Annotated in this window: 14 protein-coding genes and 1 other RNA gene; 11 read left to right on the top strand and 4 right to left on the bottom strand. The window is 47.2% G+C overall.

Going from position 1 to position 19,010, the window contains the following annotated elements:
• The first annotated feature begins 105 nt into the window (after positions 1 to 105).
• From I6E26_RS04865 to malQ, 4 genes are all read left to right on the top strand, one after another.
• Positions 106 to 777 carry a hypothetical protein gene (locus I6E26_RS04865; protein ID WP_235320739.1) on the top strand — a complete coding sequence of 224 codons (672 nt, stop codon included), beginning with the start codon at positions 106 to 108 and terminating at the stop codon, positions 775 to 777.
• 29 nt (positions 778 to 806) lie between these two features.
• Entirely contained in the window at positions 807 to 2,102 is a 1,296-nt protein-coding gene (locus I6E26_RS04870; RefSeq protein ID WP_235320740.1) for a type II secretion system protein GspD, read from the top strand.
• A gap of 151 nt (positions 2,103 to 2,253) precedes the next feature.
• Positions 2,254 to 2,925, top strand: coding sequence for a response regulator (locus I6E26_RS04875; RefSeq protein ID WP_235320741.1), 672 nt, complete (start codon positions 2,254 to 2,256; stop codon positions 2,923 to 2,925).
• Positions 2,926 to 3,117: 192 nt separating this feature from the next.
• Complete coding sequence (malQ, locus tag I6E26_RS04880) at positions 3,118 to 6,597, top strand: 4-alpha-glucanotransferase (protein WP_235320742.1); 3,480 nt, start codon at positions 3,118 to 3,120, stop codon at positions 6,595 to 6,597.
• A 48-nt stretch (positions 6,598 to 6,645) separates the two neighbouring features.
• Here malQ and I6E26_RS04885 read toward each other — a convergent pair whose 3' ends face one another.
• Positions 6,646 to 9,024 (bottom strand): cell division FtsA domain-containing protein, encoded by a 2,379-nt coding sequence (locus I6E26_RS04885; RefSeq protein WP_235320743.1) that lies wholly within the window; start codon positions 9,022 to 9,024, stop codon positions 6,646 to 6,648.
• A gap of 142 nt (positions 9,025 to 9,166) precedes the next feature.
• Between I6E26_RS04885 and I6E26_RS04890 the strand changes: the two genes are divergently transcribed.
• Positions 9,167 to 10,444, top strand: coding sequence for a DAK2 domain-containing protein (locus I6E26_RS04890; RefSeq protein WP_235320744.1), 1,278 nt, complete (start codon positions 9,167 to 9,169; stop codon positions 10,442 to 10,444).
• Positions 10,445 to 10,562: 118 nt separating this feature from the next.
• Here I6E26_RS04890 and ssrS read toward each other — a convergent pair.
• Positions 10,563 to 10,739, bottom strand: a non-coding RNA gene (gene ssrS / locus I6E26_RS04895) — 6S RNA.
• Between the two features lie 92 nt (positions 10,740 to 10,831).
• Between ssrS and I6E26_RS04900 the strand changes: the two genes are divergently transcribed.
• The 3 genes from I6E26_RS04900 (at position 10,832) to I6E26_RS04910 (ending at position 12,980) form a co-directional block, all read left to right on the top strand.
• A complete protein-coding gene (locus I6E26_RS04900) occupies positions 10,832 to 11,443 on the top strand; it encodes a DUF3846 domain-containing protein (protein ID WP_235320745.1) in 612 nt (203 codons plus the stop codon).
• A gap of 625 nt (positions 11,444 to 12,068) precedes the next feature.
• Positions 12,069 to 12,386 (top strand): hypothetical protein, encoded by a 318-nt coding sequence (locus tag I6E26_RS04905; protein ID WP_235320746.1) that lies wholly within the window; start codon positions 12,069 to 12,071, stop codon positions 12,384 to 12,386.
• A 15-nt stretch (positions 12,387 to 12,401) separates the two neighbouring features.
• Complete coding sequence (locus I6E26_RS04910; RefSeq protein ID WP_235320747.1) at positions 12,402 to 12,980, top strand: xanthine phosphoribosyltransferase; 579 nt, start codon at positions 12,402 to 12,404, stop codon at positions 12,978 to 12,980.
• A 103-nt stretch (positions 12,981 to 13,083) separates the two neighbouring features.
• On the opposite strand, the gene I6E26_RS11205 is transcribed toward I6E26_RS04910, so the two are convergent.
• A complete protein-coding gene (locus I6E26_RS11205) occupies positions 13,084 to 13,521 on the bottom strand; it encodes a solute carrier family 23 protein (RefSeq protein ID WP_268824799.1) in 438 nt (145 codons plus the stop codon).
• 264 nt (positions 13,522 to 13,785) lie between these two features.
• Between I6E26_RS11205 and I6E26_RS04920 the strand changes: the two genes are divergently transcribed.
• The 3 genes from I6E26_RS04920 to I6E26_RS04930 are packed head-to-tail and all read left to right on the top strand — an operon-like array spanning position 13,786 to position 16,970.
• Positions 13,786 to 14,670 (top strand): LysR family transcriptional regulator, encoded by an 885-nt coding sequence (locus I6E26_RS04920; protein WP_235320748.1) that lies wholly within the window; start codon positions 13,786 to 13,788, stop codon positions 14,668 to 14,670.
• Between the two features lie 13 nt (positions 14,671 to 14,683).
• Positions 14,684 to 15,388, top strand: a complete 705-nt coding sequence (locus I6E26_RS04925) for a response regulator transcription factor (RefSeq protein WP_235320749.1) — start codon at positions 14,684 to 14,686, stop codon at positions 15,386 to 15,388.
• Positions 15,372 to 16,970 carry a sensor histidine kinase gene (locus I6E26_RS04930; RefSeq protein WP_235320750.1) on the top strand — a complete coding sequence of 533 codons (1,599 nt, stop codon included), beginning with the start codon at positions 15,372 to 15,374 and terminating at the stop codon, positions 16,968 to 16,970. The genes I6E26_RS04925 and I6E26_RS04930 overlap by 17 nt, the downstream gene beginning before the upstream one ends.
• Here I6E26_RS04930 and cobT read toward each other — a convergent pair.
• A complete protein-coding gene (gene cobT / locus I6E26_RS04935; protein WP_235320751.1) occupies positions 16,967 to 18,997 on the bottom strand; it encodes a nicotinate-nucleotide--dimethylbenzimidazole phosphoribosyltransferase in 2,031 nt (676 codons plus the stop codon). The genes I6E26_RS04930 and cobT overlap by 4 nt on opposite strands.
• Between the last annotated feature and the right edge of the window lie 13 nt (positions 18,998 to 19,010).

Here is a 19,010-nt window from a genome sequence, read left to right on the forward strand (position 1 = left end):
GAAAGAATACAACAAAACCTTTATAATGATGGCATGGATACGGTGGGTAAAATTTTGAAGAAATCTATGTGGAATGTCAAAAAATGTGTGGGAGGGATGATTTTTGTGAAAGCAGAGAATCTAAACAAAAAAATCAGAGAAAAGATTAATTCTTTAGTAAAAACAGGTAAAAGTATTAAATTCGCACCTGAGAAATGGCTGAGATTGGGAAAGGAGAAAATCGAAAATGAGCCATTGTATCGTGGAGTTCTGGTTTGTACAGTGGCAATAGCAGGCATAGGAATAATTTATTGTATGGATGATGATTATTCAGAAAATACTGCTGGCGGAACTAGAATTGTGTCGGAGAATCATAAGAGCGAAGTGAGAAATCAAAGAAACAGATTGGATATTAAGGGGATGGAGGAAGCCTCTGCTTCGACTAACTTGCGTAATCCTTTTGGACCGAACCGTATAATTGATTCGCCTGCAAAAGAAAAAAAGCTACCCAAAGCTGATAATGTTGTTAGCCAAGGGAATATCAAGTTGGTATCAACAACTGCATCGTCTGAGGCTAAAACAACAGGCAAGACAATACAAGCTAAACAGCCAGATATATGCCTGCAGGGGATTGTGGAAATGGATGGTAGTTTGGGGGCTTTGTTGACTTTAGGAGGAGAAAATAAATTTTTGTTAGCAGGGGAAAGCTGGGAAGGATATACTGTGGAAAATATAGACAAAAACAGTATTCAGATAGGAAAATACAAGCTTAATGTAGGGGATACTATAGCGTTGTAATATTATGGTACGGGGAAGGGGAATCGATAATGTTGAAGAAAATGGTGTTGGCTCTTTTCGTATGGTGTTTATTAATATGTCAGCCGTTGCAGGCTTCAGCTATGTCTTTGAATGTACAGGATGGAGAGGTTGATGAGTTACTTCGTTCTGTGGCAAGAATGGCCGGTTTGAATCTTATTTTAGATGAATCTGTCAAGGGTAAGGTGTCCCTAAAGCTGGAGGATGAAAATCCAGCCAATATTGTGGAACAGGTAGCCAAAGCTAGAGGATTGGCTATCACTAAGCAGGGGAATACCTGGATTGTGGCAGCTCCAGATAATTTGACCAAGGGATTTGCTACAGTTCATATTATCCCGGTACATTATGCTCCTTTGGAAGATATGCGTCAGGCGGCAATTCTGTATTTTGCCTCTCAGGAAAAGGCAAAGCCTCAGAGTGTTAAGGCCAAGGATAATAAAGAGAATAAGTCTAGTGAAGCCACAGGGAATGCTACCCAGAAAATCAAAGCTGAGAATAGGGTTTTGACGGATGTAAGTACCGGTTCATTATTGGTATACGGCACTGCTGAGGATGCAGAGACTGTGGAGAGCATGGTACAAAAGCTGGATGTGCCTGCTCAGCAGATTTCTATTGAAACCAAAGTGGTATCCATGTCTAGAGAGGATGCCAGCAAGCTGGGCATTCAGTGGCAGTGGTCTAGTTTGCCTCAGTATAACTACAATAGTGATGGTGTTAGTCGGCCTGCTTTGGGAACTACTGGTACGGCTGGCGGTATTGTTAGCTTTGGCAAGGGGCCGGCAGGTCATGCCTACGAATGGCAATACGGTGCTACCATTGATGCCATGATTGCCAATGGCAAGGCAGAGGTGCTTTCTCGTCCCAATGTTGTTACCCTGCAGGGACAGGAAGCTGTGATTAATATAGGCGGGGATGTTCCAGTGCCTACAGTGTCTACTACCAATTCTACCGTGACCACTTCTATAGAGTATCGGCCAGCAGGTATCATTCTGCGGTGCTGTCCTATGGTGAATGAGGCGGGGCAGATAACCAGCAGGATTCATACAGAGGTGTCCTCTCCTCAGTATGTGGAGGAGATGAAGGCCTATAGCTTCCAGCGGCGGTCTGTTGATACCACAGTGCGCCTGCAGGCTGGAGAGACCTTGATTATCGGTGGGCTGATTTCCTCGGAGGAGATTCGCTCCCTGTCCAAGCTTCCCTTTCTGGGGGATTTGCCTATCCTTGGACAGTTGTTTCGCAGTGTTCATACCAGCAAGACAACATCAGAGGTGTTCATCATGCTGAGGGCGGAGATATTGAACAAATAAAAACTACAATATATAAGAAATAACAGTGATTTTTTTGAGGCTTTGTGTTATAATACTAGATAGTTAGGCCTAGAAAGGCTTTAAATCTTCGTACTATTGTGAAGATTTGTTATAGTGGAGATGTATACTCCAAATTGTGTGGAGGATTGGGATGTCTATCAAAGTATTAATTGCTGATGATCATGCACTGCTACGACAAGGTATCAAGGGTGTTTTGGATTTTGAGGATGATATAGAAGTTGTGGGAGAGACTGAGGATGGTCAGGATACCTTGGCCAAGACTCTAGTGCTGCAGCCAGATATATTGTTGTTGGATCTGAATATGCCTGGCCTAAGCGGTATGGAGGTTTGCAGACAGCTGCTGGCTGCTCGTAGCAAGGCCAAGATTATTGCCTTGACTATTCATGATAATGATAACTATGTGGTGGAGCTGTTGAAGAATGGTGCCAAGGGCTATCTCCTCAAGGGAGTGGAGCCTGGGGTGCTGTTGGAGGCGGTGCGCCGGGTAGCTGAGGGTGGCTTCTATATTACACCTGAGCTGCAGAAAAGGATCTTTGGGGAGCTGAATCCTGGGGACAATGTACGGGAAAAGGCTCTGAACCTGTGGCGTGAGAGCCGTAATGAACGGCTGACCAATAGAGAGATGGATGTTATTGCCTGCATTGCTAAGGGATTTAGCAATCAGGATATAGCACAGGCCCTGTTTGTTAGTGAAAAGACGGTGAAGAATCATCTGACCAACATTTTTCGCAAGCTGGGAGTAACCGATCGAACCCAGGCCCTGATATATGTGCTGAAGCACAATATCATGGAACTGGATTAATACCATTGTTTTGGGGGAATATCTAATTTTGAGAGGGTTAGATATTCCCTGTTTTAATGCACGAAAAATTCTATTTTTTTAACATTTTCTAGGATTATTTGGTATAATATACCTAAGTAATGCGATGATTGTAGAAATTAATCTTTACCGGGGGACTGGGGAAGATAGATTATAGTTACAGGGAGAGATTTGATGCCGGTTTTGAAAAACGTGGAGCACAATTCACAGAATGAATTTTATCGTAGTCCTGTAGGTGCTGCAGAGAGCTACACTGATGTGCGCCTTAGAATCAAGTTGGAGCTGGATGATATAGAGGATCAGAAGGCTGAGATTTCCGTCAAGGCAAGATTCTGGCGGGAACGGGTGGGAGAACTGGTCTATGTGCTGGAGCCAGAGGATCCTGTAGGCAGAGAGATGTATTTCTCTGCCAATATTGCTATGCCAGAGAAGGGCTGCCTTTTGTGGTATTATTTTGTTATCAACATAAACGGCCGTATCTGGTACTATGGCAACAATGATGCCCGCATGGGCGGTCTTGGCTATCTGCGGGATGATCCCCCGGCTCAGTCCTACCAGATTACAGTGTTTAACAAGGGGGCAGATACGCCTAATTGGTTCCGCCACTCTGTTATGTACCAGATTTTTCCAGATAGATTCTATCGCAAGGGCGATAGGCTGGTGGAGAAAAAGGGTGCTGTATACCATGCTTGCTGGGATGACAAGCCTTTTTACTACAAGGATGTGGATACCAAGGAGATTGTTTCCTATGATTTCTATGGTGGCAATCTGGCAGGTATTCAGGAGAAGCTGCCTTATTTGAAGGATTTGGGGATTTCGGTTATCTATCTGAATCCTATTTTTGAGTCAGCCAGCAATCATCATTATGATACAGGAGATTATCACAAGGTGGATCCTATCCTGGGCACCAATGAGGAGCTGAAGGAGCTTTGCGCCAAGGCCAAGGAGATGGGCATCCGCATTATGCTGGATGGTGTGTTCAGCCATACTGGTGATGATAGCCGTTATTTTAACAAATACGGTCACTATGATACAGTAGGTGCCTATCAGTCTAAGGATTCACCATATTATGAATGGTATTGCTTCAACAAGTATCCAGAGAGCTATGAAAGCTGGTGGGGGTTCAGCACCCTGCCAAATGTGAAGGAAGAAACTCCCTCCTATATGAATTTCATTATCAATGATGAAGATAGTGTGCTGAAATATTGGATGAAGCAGGGCATTAGCGGTTGGCGCCTGGATGTGGTGGATGAGCTGCCAGAGAAGTTTACTCAGGCCTTCTACAGGGAATTGAAGAAGGTGGATAAGGATGCAGTTATGCTGGGGGAGGTCTGGGAGGATGCTTCCAACAAGAGTGCCTATGGTGTATCCCGTGAGTATCTCTGTGGTCAGGAATTGGATTCTGCTATGAACTATCCATTCCGTCAGGCTGTGCTGGACTTCCTTCTGGGCTATGCAGATGCTGGCCAGATTAGTGTTAGATTGCGGAGCTTGCAGGAGAACTATCCAAAGCACAATTTCTATGCCATGATGAATCTTCTGGGCAGTCATGATAGAGAGCGTATTCTGACCTTGCTGGGGGAGGCTCCTAGTCAGGAGGGTGTGCCTGCCGTGCGCCAGGCTAGCTATCGTCTGGATGGGGAGCGCCTTTACAAGGGCTTGATGCGTACCAAGATGGCTATTCTGTGGCAGATGACCTTCCCGGGGGTGCCTAGTGTTTATTATGGCGATGAGATTGCCTTGCAGGGCTATCGGGATCCTTGTTGCCGTGGTACATATGACTGGAAGAATGGGGATCCTGAGCTGAGGATGTGGACTCGCCGTCTGATTCATCTGCGCAATGAGCATGTGGCCTTGCAGACTGGTAAGATTCTGCCTCTCTATGCCAAGGGGGATGTCTATGGTTATGCCAGAGTTATAGATGGAGGCCATGATGTCTTTGGGGCCAAGGCGGATAATGAGGTGTTCGTGGTACTGCTGAACCGCAGTAATGAGATGCAGCAGGTGTCTCTGGAGGTGCGGGACCTGGCGGCAGGCGTGATGGAGGATGTGCTGGAGGGCCGTCCAGACCTGCCTATTGTCCGGGGCCGTATGGAGGTGGAGATTCCACCATATACAGGCTTGGTATACCGTCACAAGGCTGAGGCTGTGGCCAAGGCCAAGGGGGTTCGTCAGTGCGGTGTGCTGCTGCATCCAACCTCTCTGCCATCTCCATTTGGTATTGGTGATTTGGGGCCAGAGGCATACAAGTTTGTTGATTTCCTGGCGGCTGCAGGACAGAAGGTATGGCAGATTCTGCCTCTGAATCCTGTAGGGCCAGGCAATTCTCCATATGCTTCTTCCTCTGCCTTTGCGGGCAATCCATTGTTGATTTCGCTGGAGCTTTTGGCAGAAAAGGGCTTCCTGACTGAGACGGATCTAAAGGATGCTTCTATTATCAACGATGGCAAGGCTGATTATGCCTGGGCACAGATGATGAAGCCGTCCTTGATTTTCAAGGCTTATATCAATGCTATTACCATGTCTGACTCTACCGCTAGGGATGAGTATCGGGCCTGGGCGAAGAAAAACTCCTATTGGCTGCGGGATTATGCTCTGTTCAAGGTGCTGAAGGATTGGCACAATGGCAAGTGCTGGAATCAGTGGGATCCTGAGTTTGTTCGCCGTGATGAGGTGGCTCTGGCTGCTATGGAGGAACAGCTTACCTTTGAGATTGGGGAAATCCATTTCGAGCAGTATGTGTTCTATCAGCAGTGGCAGGATTTGAAGAAATATGCCAACAAGAAGGGTATCCAGATTCTAGGGGATATGCCAATCTTTGTTTCTCTGGATAGTGCCGATGCCTGGGCGCATCAGCAGCTCTTTAAGCTGGATCAGAATGGCAGACCATATAAGGTGGCTGGTGTACCGCCAGATTACTTCTGCAAGACTGGCCAGTTGTGGGGCAACCCTCAGTACAACTGGGAGGTTATGAAGCAGGATGGTTATGATTGGTGGATTCGTCGTTTCCGCAATCTGATGCGTCAGGTGGATATTATCCGTATTGACCATTTCAGAGGCTTTGAGTCCTTTTGGGAGGTTGATGGTGATGCCAAGACAGCAGAGCATGGTGTGTGGAAGCCAGGCCCTGGCAAGGCTTTCTTCGATATTATTCGCAAGGATATTGGGGATATTCCTATTGTGGCTGAGGACCTGGGGGTTATTACCAATGAGGTGGAGGAGCTGCGGCAGGCATGTCAGTTCCCAGGTATGAAGATATTGCAGTTTGAGCTGCATTTCAATGAGAATGGCCGCATCAATTTTGTGGAGCCAGAGGATTGTATCGTTTATACCAGCACCCATGATAACAACACTATGGTGGGCTGGCTGAAGGAAAATGCTTCCCGAGCTGAGGTGGAGGCTATTGCCAATATGCTGGGTGCGGCTGGTTCCCTGCCAGAGGAGCTGGATAGCAGGCTTATTGAGCATGCCTATGCTTCTGATGCCCGCATGGTTATTATTGCCTTGCAGGATATTCTCCAGCTTGATGGAAGCTGCCGTATGAATGTACCGGGAGTTGCTGAGGGCAACTGGGGCTGGCGTATGCTGCCGGGCTGTTTGAAGCAGTACAAAGCTAGCTGGCTAAAGGCCTTGGCGGAAAAATATAATCGTTAAATAAAAGACCATCAGCCGGATGACTGGTGGTCTTTTTGTTGTGCAAATTTAGTGGTTGTTTTTCAGGGCTTCGGAGAGTCCTGGAATGTTGTTTATCTTGTCTGCCAGCTTAATGGAGTCCTCTATGGCGGCGGCAGTCATAGGTGGTTTGGCTGCCTGGTCTAACTCGTTATGGGCTGGCTGGCTAATGACTACAGCCAGTTCATCGCCGTTCTTGATGGGATCCGTAAAGTTTACTGGTTTTTCGTTGACCAAAATAGTGAAGCTTACCCGGCTCTGGGCGGCTGGTGGCTGGAAGCCTACTGCCAGCAGGGCATCGCTAACGGTGGTAGCAGCCCGCAGGGACTTCATATATCTTACCTGACTGCCATCTTCAATAAGGGTGTTGGTGCTGGCAGGATGGCCGTTTACCTCCAGAGTTACGGTGGCAGATGGAATCTTGTGCTCCTGTCCCTCGTAATATATCACCAGAGAGGCATCCAGCTCGGAGACATTCAGCACATCTCCCAGCTTGGGCAAATCCGGGGCAATATATTCTATATAGTCCTGCTGATGTACCTCGTCAGAGAGATTGGCTTCGTTATCGTTAAGGAGTATCCGAGGGGCAATGGTGTACTGGGAGTCCTTGTCGTTCAGGGTGTATTTTATCTTTTTGCCCAGAGGCGGGAAGCCGGCGGTGTTCAGTACCTCCCCTAGAGTTCTGGTGTCACGGCTGATAATATCATCTCCATCGTGGAGAAGCTGTCCCGGCTGAGCCAGTTGGCCGTTGATGGTGTACTGGGCGGCAATATTGGTTTCCTGACCATTGATAAATACAGTATAGGCTGGTGGAATATCCACCACATCCTCCAGAGTGATTTCGGGGATAGATCCGTTGGTGCCAGCAATTACCTGTAGACGGCTGCCATCCTGAATAGGAGTATCCAAGGTGGCTGGGGCATCATCCAGCAGAAGCTGCGCCATAGTGCCCATGGTGCCAGGGATAAATTTGTTTTCGCCGTTAATCTTCAGCATGGCGCCAAGGCCTGGACGGCCGTTAAGTTTTTTGAGAATAATACCAGCATTCAGCAGGGCATCAGAAACAGTCAAGTCACGGAAGTTAAATAGACTGTATTCTGTGTCGTTGACATAAACCCGGAGGAAATGCAGGGTATTCAGGGAGGCGATTTTGAGAATACCTAGAGGTGTTACAGCATCAGGCAGCCGCAGCTCTTCGGGAATATCCACAATGCCATCAATCTTATCTGGATGCCGTACAGCTACCCGGCCTATAGGCAGGTTCATAATCTCTGCTACATAGTCGCTAAGATGTGGTGTCAGAGAGCCACCCCCCACCAGAATAACTGCCTGAGGTGGTTCGTTGCCGTTCAGCTCTAGTATCTGCTGGGCAATGGACTCTGCCAGCTTGTGGATATTGGGCAGGACAGGCTTCAATACCTCTGTGGCGGACAAGTCGTATTCCATGCCCATAATATCGGCAAAATGACACTGTAGACCGTTGGTGGCCTCTCGCTTTAGCTGTTCTGCCACATTGAAGTCCAGCAGGTACTGCTGGGAAATAGCATCGGTAATCTCGTCCCCGGCCTGGGGCACCATGCCATAGGCGATAACAGAGCCGTTGCGGGTAATGGCTACGTCGGAGGTGCCTGCACCAATATCTACCAGTACCAGATTCAAATGGCGCATGGTAGGCGGTATCAGCACGTTGATGGCGGCAATTGGCTCCAGAGTCAGGGCGTGCATATCCAGCTTTACGCTTTGCAGGGCGGAATGCATGGAATCTATAACCTGTCGTGGCAGGAAGGTGGCAATAACAGTGGCGGAGGCAATTCGTCCCCGCTGTCCTACCAGAGTCTTTAGCTTGGTGCCGTCCAGCTCGTATTTGACGGTGCTATAGCCTACGCAGTAGTAGTTGGCCAAATCCTCTACAGTGCCAGATGTGGCTAGCTGGGCCTGGGCTGCCTGTACACCGGCAAAATCCAGACTGCGCTCTTGTTCAGGGGTAATAATGCCGTTGAACTCCATCTCTGCTGAGGCAGTCATGGTGTAGAGGGCACGGCCGGCAGCGGCTACGGCTGCACTTTTCAGAGGGCCTACCTTTTTTATCAGGGCTTTTTTTACGGTGTCAATAACGCTGGCTACCTGGGGCACATCGTGAATCTGACCGTCTTCCATCGCTCTGGTTTTGTGTTCCATTCTTTCGGTGGCGATGATTTTTAGGCCAGCAGGGGTTTTGTCTGCTACAATGCCAATAACACTGCGAGTACCAATATCCAGAGCAAAAATCTTTTCGTACTTTGGCTTGGGGGCTTTGGCTGTGGCCTTGGCCTTGCTGGAGGTAGTGCGGCGAGTGTATTTTCTTTTCGGCTTAGAGGTGGTTTTTTCCTCTGTTTCAGCCTGCATATTAGCTATTTTAAAATTTTCCATAAAAAATCTCCTTACTTTTTCCTCTAAAAAAAGGTTAATTAGAGAATATAGCGAATAATTATATTATATACAATTTTTACATTCATTAAAAGAGGAATTATAACCCCTAGATTATTCAAAGAATTAGTATAGGAGATAGATTATGGGAAATAATGAAGTAATCACTGGCGCTGATTATAAGCGGATGATTATTGGTGCCTATAGTGAGTTTATCCTGGAATATGAAAAAATCAACAAGCTGAAGAAAAACGGCAGGTTTTTCTACTGCGGTAAGCCTGGGACGGATGTACTGCGGACTATGGGGGCTGCGGTACTGCCTCTGGCAGATTCTGTCAATGAAAGTATTGGCGGTCTGGCACGGCGGGTGGCGGATGCGGCTGTGCTGGGAGCCAGAGGTAATGGCGGGGTAATTCTGTCTCAGATTCTGCGGGGCTTGGCCAAGGGCCTGGTGGGGAAATACAATGCCACCTCTCAGGAATTTGGCAAGGCCTTTCAATATGGTATTCTTTATGCCCAAAAGGCTGTGCCGGAGCAGAAGAATCGGCCTATTATTGTGGCTTCTAAGATTATGGCCAAGGGTGCCTATCATGCGGTGAAATCCGGCTTGCATATTACGGAAATTATTAGGGCGGCTATTAAGGCAGGGGAGGAATCCTTTACGGAGAAAATAGATGCGGGAGAAATGATTATGCAGGTCTTTCTCAATGGCTGTCTCAAAGGTATTATTGGGGAATTTGTGTCCCCTACCCTGCCTTTCTCCAACAGCTTCGGGGTAAATCGGCAGGAGAAGCTTATCAGCCCTTATGATGATATGGTACGGCCTTATTGCATTACCTTTATGGTGGCCAATCCTAAGCTTTCTGTTACCTTGATAGAAAAGGAGCTGCAGGAGATTGGCAACTTCGTGGTGGTGGAGAGAAGGTTCCGCAATCTGTTTATTCATCTTCATTCGGAGCATCCCGGCAAGGTGCTGGAGCGGGCTGTTGGCTGGGGCCATATTGGGGAAATCCATATTAATATTATGGCGGAGCCTCATGCTATGGCTATGGTACAGCAAAGCTTCCTGCTGCCTCTGGCTCTTATGACGGTGGCGCCTAATGAGGAGGCTGGTCACAGGCTGCAGGAGGCGGGAGCTACTGTTATTCTGGATGGCAGTGATCCTTCCGGCCCATCTGTGGAGGAGATTGTTAATGCGGCTCATAGCGATATTGCCAATAAGTATATTATCCTGACGGATACAGAGCATATCCGGCTGGTGGCTCATCAGGCCAGACGGATTCTGGGGGATAGAGTAGAGGTTGTGATTGCTGATGGCGAGGACGAGCAGATACAGGCTGTCCGGGCTTTCTTCCCAGAGGATGATATTAAGGTGAATGTGGCTAGAATGAAGCATGCTATCCTGTTGACGAGTCAGGAATAATAGGCTATGATAGTTAGCATATGTCATTGGTAGGTAGAGGATAAGAGGCAATAGTCTTTGACTACTAGGTAAAAAAAGGCAAAAGAAAACGGAAGGCCCCAAGGACCTTCCGTCATAAGTGGGTTCCGAAATGTCGTCGACCAACAGGTCTAACCTGCGGTTGCAGGTGGGTGCCCTTAGCCGCCGCTTTTGTTATTCGCTCAAGGACGATTCAACAGCCACGGTGCAATATCAGGCTCCCTTATTAAAAGAGTAGGCCAGACGATGAAAGGAATAACGCACATCTCAGAGATTCCCTCTTTGACTTGTATACTAACACATTATTTTTTTAATAACAAGTCTTGACAAACAATATTATGTGATTTTTTTTAGGAGGAAATCAGATTTATGGCAAAGGAACAGTTAATGCGGGCAATTTTAATCGCGCCAGGTCAGGAGCCTGCAATTATTAGATTGCCTGCTGGTCATGGCAAGCATGAGGAGGCCATTCGGGATGTTCTGGAGGGCAATTATGGTGCTGTGGAGTTTTTTGAGATTCAGCCAGGCATTTCCCTGTTTATTTTAGTAAATGATTTGGCTGCTGTGTTGGGTATGAAGCCTAATCGGAGATTTCCTGCCCCTGATGAAAAGGAGATTATCTATGGCAAGGCCATTTTTATTGCGGCTTATAATGGAGCAGATGAAAGCAAGGAGGGAACCTTGGATATGTCTGAGGAAACCTGCCTGATGTTTATGGAGCAGATAAAGCTGCATTTTGCCCCTTGTAAGGGGGATGAGGAGCCAGGGCCGGAGGATACCCTCTACTATGAGGAGGATGAGCAGGGCCAGAGGAAGCCTTATCGCTGGGTGGAATGTCTGGCTGTACCGGAGAATCTGCCAGAGCCATTGCAGGCGGGGAGAGTGAAATTCTACCGGACAGAAACCAGGGAGATTATGGAAATAAACCATCGTTATTTCAAAAAAATACCTGTCTATACGCCAGATAGTTCCTTAAATTAATGGTGCCTATGTAGAATGAGAGGATAGTGCTTGGCAGGTGTTTGACAAGCTATCCTAAAGATAGCTGTGGGATAGCTATCGACAAATATAGTTTTTTTGGGGTATAATAGCATAAGTAATATTTTCGGCAACGTAAAAGGAGGAGATGTTAAGTAACTGGGAAAATACTCAAGTGTGTAAAAATATGTAGCAATATGCTAAAGACTCAAAAAAGCCGTTGAGTTAGTTTGTGCTGACTTTATAGCAGTCGGAACGGCTGGAAATAAACCAGAGGCGGTTGAAACAGTCCGTCTAACTACGGGATAGCACCCTGATGGTAGCCGTTGGACAGTGGTAAATGCGAGAACCAAGCAAGGCTGACGAGCCTAAACGTAAAAACATAAAAATATTAAGAAAGGAAAAGCTACTTAGATAAGCAGGTAGAAAATCACGGACAAGATACTATCTGCATGTACCGATGGCTAGTCGGGAATTTACGCCTTTGGAGTATCAAACAAACGTTAGTAGCTTGTCTTTCGGGACAGTGAGAACGGATACGATGAATAAGGAACTACAAATCGTGAGATTGTAGCGAAACATCTTGATATAGACATATTTGTCTATATTTTAAGTAGCAGATTAATCTATGAGTGACAAGATATATAGCGTGGCAGTTAGCTGTCGTGATTCTATTGGCTGGGTGGAATATGATATTGAGAACAAGACTGTGAAGGTTTGTCTTGATGATGCCAAGGCAGTAGAGGATGCAGAGAAGTTCCTGACTACTGAGCACGAGATCCGTGTGCCTCATGAGACTTTGCGGGATTTCTCCCCAGTTAAGGTAAATCCATTGGCTGATGTGGAGAGCTTCCAGCTTGCCCTGACCAGATTGTGGGAAAGCACTGATGTTCATGTGGACTGGAGTCGTCCAGTTGACTATGTAAAACAGCACCCACATTATTGATAGGAGGTCGCGGGAATGGATTTGTTAGAGCAGCGTATCTTGGAGGAGGGCATTGTCCTGCCTGGCAATGTGCTGAAGGTGGATTCCTTTTTGAATCATCAGATTGATCCTCAGCTATCTATGGCTATGGGTGAGGAGTTTGCGGATTTGTTCGGGGATGTGGAGATTGATAGAGTGCTGACTGTAGAGGCATCTGGTATTGCTATTGGTGTTACCACTGCCCTGAAATTAGGGGTGCCTATGGTATTTGCCCGGAAAAAGGCCTCTGTGCTGATGACAGAGCCTGCTTATACTGAGCAGGTATATTCCTATACCAAGAAGGAAACCTCCAATATTACTGTTCTGAAGAAGTTCCTGCCTGCTGGGGAAAAGGTATTGATTATTGATGATTTCCTGGCTAATGGGGAGGCTGCTCTTGGTCTGGCTCGCCTGGTGGAAAAGGCTGGTTCTCAGGTAGCAGGTATTGGTATTGCCATTGAAAAGGCTTTCCAGAATGGACATCAGAAGATTCTGGATGCTGGCTATCGTTTGGAGGCGTTGGCTAGTGTAGCTGCCCTGGAAAATGGCAAGGTTGAATTTGTGGAAGAAGACTGATTCAAAGTGAATTTATCGCCTAGGGATGTGGAGTCTCTGGGCGGTTTTTTTATATAAAAAAATATCCCCTGTCTGCAGGAGACAAGGGATATTGGGAATGTTATCAGTTTTCTTCTAAAAAGGTTTCTTCCTTCTGAGGCTTGTTCAGCAGGAAGTTCAGCAGCATGGCGGTAATACTGCCAATGGTAATACTGCTGTTGCAGATGAGCTGCATGGTAACAGGGAATTTGCTGTAGAAGCCAGGACTGCATACTGGAATCATGGCTACGCCTACGCTTATGGCAATAGCCATCATATCGCCAGTGGTTTCGGCCATAGTTACCAGCATAACCAAGGTCATGGCTACACAGGCAGCAGGATCAAAGGTTGGCAGGCCAAAGGCAAATGGGGTGGTAATGCCCAGAGATGCTGCCTTGGCAACTGGGGTGAAATCTACATAGCCCATGAAGCAGGCGATGATGGTACCCAGAATCAGGCCCAGCAGTACGGCAATGTGGCTAAGGAAGCCAGTAAAGCAGTTTCCACAGGGGTAGTTTTTCATCTACGGGATGAACTGAAGATGACAAGAAAATTCCTCCTTACATATAAATACGAAAAAAACAAAACTATTATAACACCTAGATTATTCAAAGAAAATGATTTTTTCATTTTCTTTCAATGGTGTTTCTTTTTTCCGTAAATTTTCCTGCTATGCAATTTGATTATTTTTTCTATACTTATATTGCCCATTTGGCATAGGAGTAGTACAATAAAAGTTATAGTTTCTATAAAATATTATATATAGTATATATTTGGGGGAAATAAAATGGAAATCAAGGATATGCAGGCATTTTATGCCATTGTTGAGGAAGGGAATATCAGTCATGCGGCCATTAGACTGAGTATTGCTCAGCCTGCTCTTAGCCGTCAGATGAAGAAGCTGGAAAGCTCTCTGGGGGTACAGCTTTTTGAGCGAGGCAGCCGCAGGATTCGCCTTACAGATGCTGGTATGCTGCTTTATTCCAGAGTTAAGCATATTTTGGGCATGGTGGATGGTACCTTGCGGGAGATTACGGATATTGGCTCCGGGATGGCAGGCACTATTAAGCTGGGTACAGTAACCAGCTCCGGTGCTATGCTGATACCTCAGCTGGTGGCAGATTTTCACCGTATGTACCCGTTGGTAAATTTTAATGTATGGGAAAGTGATGGGGCTAGAATTTTGGAGCTGTTGGACAGCCATATTATCGAGCTGGCTATTACCCGTACTCAGGTGGACAGCTCTACCTATGAATCTATGGTTTTGCCTGATGAGCCTTTGGTATTGGCCATGCATAAGGATCTGTGCTGTTGTGGGGAGGATGAGGAGTTTGTTCATCTTCAGGAGCTGGCGGGAAAGCCATTGTTAGTGCCTCTCCGTTGGCATAGCAGTTTTTTGGAGCAGTGCCAGAAGCATAAGTTTGAACCAAATATTCTTAGTGTCAGCGACAGCCAGATTCAGAATATACTCTGGACTCAGATGGGTATCGGTATTTCTCTGGTGCCTTTGTCTGCCCGCAGTATGGTAAATTCTGACAAGGTTATTTTCAAGCGGATTGTGGAGGCGGAGATTCACACCCATACGGTGGTGGCCTGGTTGAAGAACCGTACCTTGTCCAGTAGCTGTAATCATTTTCTGGAGCTGTTCCGCAAGAAGTATATTAGAAAGTGATGGCTGATAAATCATGGATAAGGGTTTGAAAAAATATCGGGTGCTGATTGTGGAGGATGAGCGCAGGATTGCCAGATTCCTGCAAATGGAGCTGGAGCATGAGGGCATGAATACCGCCATTGAGGATAATGGAAGGCGGGCTTATGAGCGGATTGTGCAGGAGAATTATGATTTGGTTCTCCTGGATGTGATGCTGCCGGATATGGATGGCTTTACTATCTGCCGCAAGGTGCGGGAGCTAAGCCAGGTGCCTATTATTATGCTTACCGCCAAGGATGATATAGATGACAAGGTGCAGGGACTGGACATTGGGGCAGATGATTATATTACCAAGCCTTTTGCTACCCCGGAGCTTTTGGCTCGTATGCGGGTGGTACTGCGCCGTCAGGAAAGCCAGCGGGAGGCGAAGGGGGCTCAGGAGGAGATTCTTTCTGTGAAGAATCTTACTATGTATCCTGCCCGCCATGAGGTGCAGGTGGATGGTGCTCCTGTGGAGCTGACTAAGAAGGAATATGATTTGCTGGAATATCTTCTGAGGAATAAGCGGAATGTTTTGACCAGAGATCAAATCCTTTCTAATGTGTGGGATTATGATTATATGGGGGATACCAATGTGGTGGATGTGTATATCCGCTATCTGCGTCAAAAGCTGGATGATAGATTCCAGGAAAAGTATATTCATACCATGCGGGGAGTAGGCTATGTTATCAAGGATTAACAGTCTAAGGATTTCTGTTAAGCTGAGTCTGGTTTATGGCATTATGATGGCGGTGCTGATTTTTGCTACCAGTGCCTGTACGGCGGTGGGATTGTATTATACTCAATATCATCAGGTGGAGGGGGAGCTGTCCTTTAGCATTCGCTATGTGTTGAAACAACTGAAAAACCACTATGGTACTGTGGAGGAGGATGTAAGCAGTACCCTGCCTATCCCTCAGCCTCCTACTGCTGGTCAGGAGGAGGCTAAGAAAAAGAGGCAGACTATGCATCATGATGTGGTGCATCCTCAGGGGTTTATGGGACTGCGGGCGGCAGGCCGTTATCGCCTGCAGGAGGAAAATAATCGCAAGGATGAGCTGGAGCTGCTGCCAGGGGTGTTTTTGAAGATTACGGATGCTCAGGGAGATGTGGTATATGACAGTGATATGTATTCTCCCTCCTTGCAGGTTCTGCAAAGCCATATTGAGGCTAGGCCTCCTTTTTGGGCTAATCCTAATTTTCAGGTGGTGGAGTCGGATAATTTTACCATCTATTATAAAAGAGTGCCGGTTAAGATTCAGGGCAATGCTTACGAGTTGCATTTTTTCAAGACTATTACAGCGGAGAACCGTTTGCTGGCTTTGATTCAGAGAATGTTGTTGGCAGAGATTGTGATTAGTATCTTTGTGGCTTTGCTGTTGGGATATTTTGTCAGCCGTAGATTGCTGAATCCTGTGCGGGATATTACGGATACTGCCAAATCCATTGAAATCAGCGATTTGAGCCGTCGTATTCCTGTGCCTCCTACTAGAGATGAGCTGTCGGAGCTGGCGGAAACCTTTAATCGGATGCTGGACAGGATTCAAAAGGGCTTCCGTCAGCAGCAGAGATTTGTTTCGGATGCTTCCCATGAGTTGAGAACGCCGGTGACGGTTATTAAGGGGTATTCGGATATGCTGGCTCGCTGGGGTAGTCAGGATGAGGAGGCTCTCCGGGAGGGCTTGGAGGCTATTCGCTCTGAGGCTGAGGATATGCAGGAGCTGATTGAAAAGCTGTTGTTCTTGGCCCGGGCGGATCAGAAAAGGCAGATTATGCATAAGGAGCCTTTGGATATGGCGCCTCTGGTGGAGGATGTATTCCGGAAGCTGGAGCTGACAGACAAGGAGCATGATCATGTGCTGGAGGTTAATGAACCTGCCACTGTGCTGGCGGATAAGGTGGCTATGAAGCAGATGCTGAGGATTTTCCTGGAAAATGCTGTAAAGTATACTCCTGCCGGGGGCAGAATTTCCCTTGGGGCTCAGTTGGTACAGCTAAAGGAAAAAGAGGCACAAAAAGAACCTGCTGTACTAGGACAACAGGTTCTAAAAATCACTATTTCAGATACAGGTATTGGTATTCCTGCTGAGGCTCTGGATAAAATCTTTGATAGATTCTATCGGGTGGATACTTCCCGCAGCCGCCAGGAGGGCACTGTAGGAGGTACTGGTCTTGGCTTGTCCATTGCCAGCTGGATTGCCAGAGAGCATAATATGGACATTCAGGTGGAGAGCCAGGTGGGGCAGGGTACCAGCTTTATGGTATATATACCTGTTATTTAGCTTTTTTGAATGCCTTTGCCGGGGCCATCGTTGGCAACAGCCACCTGAGCTTCAGCAAAGGTTTTCATATCATTAAGCATATGGAGGCTGGCTGTAACCAATCTGATACCGGCTAAGGCTACTAGGCCGGGAGCCTGAATATCCAATTGGTAGAGCTGAGGCTGTACAGGCAGGAGAAAATCCTCCAAATCCGGCAGCATTTTCACCGCATATCTGGCTACGGCCTGAGTGGCTGCATCGTCCAGAATAACCATACTGCTGTTGTGGGCGGCGGCTACCAAGGCTCCCAGCATGGCGGAAACCAGAAGCTGCTGCTGCTTGTCCAGATGATTCAGGAAGTCAGCTACATCATAGCGTAGTTGGTTGTTAGGAGTAATCAGCTCCTGGGCAATGGCCTGAATTTTTTCCTGTCGGGAATCAACCAGCCCCAGGCCTACAATGGCATGGTGGAGAGCCAGCTCCTCACCTTGCTGACGACCAAATTCAAAGGCATCCATCTGGCTGTGGTTCAGGCTGATATGGCCTACCTGCAGCTTGGTGCCGGCAGCCCGGGCAAAGGTTTCTGCCAAGGTGATTTCATCCAGATTGTATGCCTGCATGGATTCATCGTATTCCCCGGCAGCATTAAAGCTTTCCTGAAGGATTTCCAGAGGGCTTTCAGTGGAGATTTTGTCCAAGCCCATAAGGAGCATGGTTTTGGGAATGTCCACATGGGGCAGGGCATCTCCAATGATGCCGCTAAGCTGAAGGACGATTTTTTCCATATTGCCTAGACAGTAAATCGGCTTGGCCAGATTGTCCAGTCTTTGCTGGCATTGGTTCATAGCTTCCTTGTCTAAAGGTGGCATGGTTTTGGTGTAGAAGTCAAAGGTTTTGTCTGTAAGCTGGACAGATTTGGGCTGAATCATGATGTCCTGCACTCTGTCTACATAAGCAAATTTTTCTACATCTGATTTCAGTACATTGAGGCAGGCGGCCAGACCATTTATTAATAAATCTGCTGCTAGGGAGGAGCCAATGGCTTCTCCTAATTTTATGTCCAGCTTCATAATGGGCTGAAGGCCCAGCTTCTGCAGGGCGATAGGATGGCCTGCCTCCCCGCCAATATGGGAGGCCATAATGTATTCTCTGGCCTGTGGGCAGATGGTGGTGGCAATGAGAGCAGCGGCAGCTGTGTTAAAGCCGTCCAGAATCACCAGACAGTGACTGTGGGCTGCCCCGATAATCAAGCCGGCAATAGCCCCCAGCTCATAGCCTCCCACCTTGGTGAGAACATCTAGACCATCAGTGGCATCAGGCTGGTTGGTAGCTAGCATTTGCTTTACTACAGCCAACTTTTTCCGAAGCCGCTGGTCAGAGATATTGGTGCCTCGGCCGGTGGTTTTTTCTGGCGATACCTGACAGATGGCTGCGGCAATGGCGGCGCTGGAGGTGGTGTTGGAAATGCCCATTTCTCCTGGCAGGAGGATGGTATAGCCCTGCTCCTTTAGCTCCATAGCCTGCTGAATGCCATAAAGCAGGCTGGTGGCAGCTTCCTGTCTGGTCATGGCTGGTTCCTGAGCAGCGTTGCGGGTGCCTGGACGGATTTTGACATGGTCTATATCTGGCAGATTGTCTGTGTTGCCATTAATGCCCAAATCTGCTACCTTCATTTTGCCCTGAACAAAATTGCTAAAGGCATTGGCGGCAGCTCCCTTGGAGATAACGTAGTTAGTGGCCATATGGAGCGTGGTTTCGGGAGGGTAGGCACTGACATTTTCTGCAGATACACCGTGGTCACTGCAAAAAATAAAATTCACTGGAGGCATTAGCTTTGCTGGAATGCCGGCAATGGATAAATACTGCATAACCATGTGGCGCAGCTTGCCCAGCCCCTGCTGGGGTGGTATCAGAGTGTCCAAATTTTCGGCAAAATCCTTGCTGGCTTCCTGATTAACAGGCTCTACCTCTTGGCAGATTTGCTGAATTATATCTTCTAATTTGTCTATGTTTTGCTTCTCGCGTAGAAGCTCCGTTAAATTCATCATTTTATCCTCGTTT

This window comes from Anaerovibrio lipolyticus, assembly GCF_021531495.1.
Lineage (GTDB): Bacteria > Bacillota > Negativicutes > Selenomonadales > Selenomonadaceae > Anaerovibrio.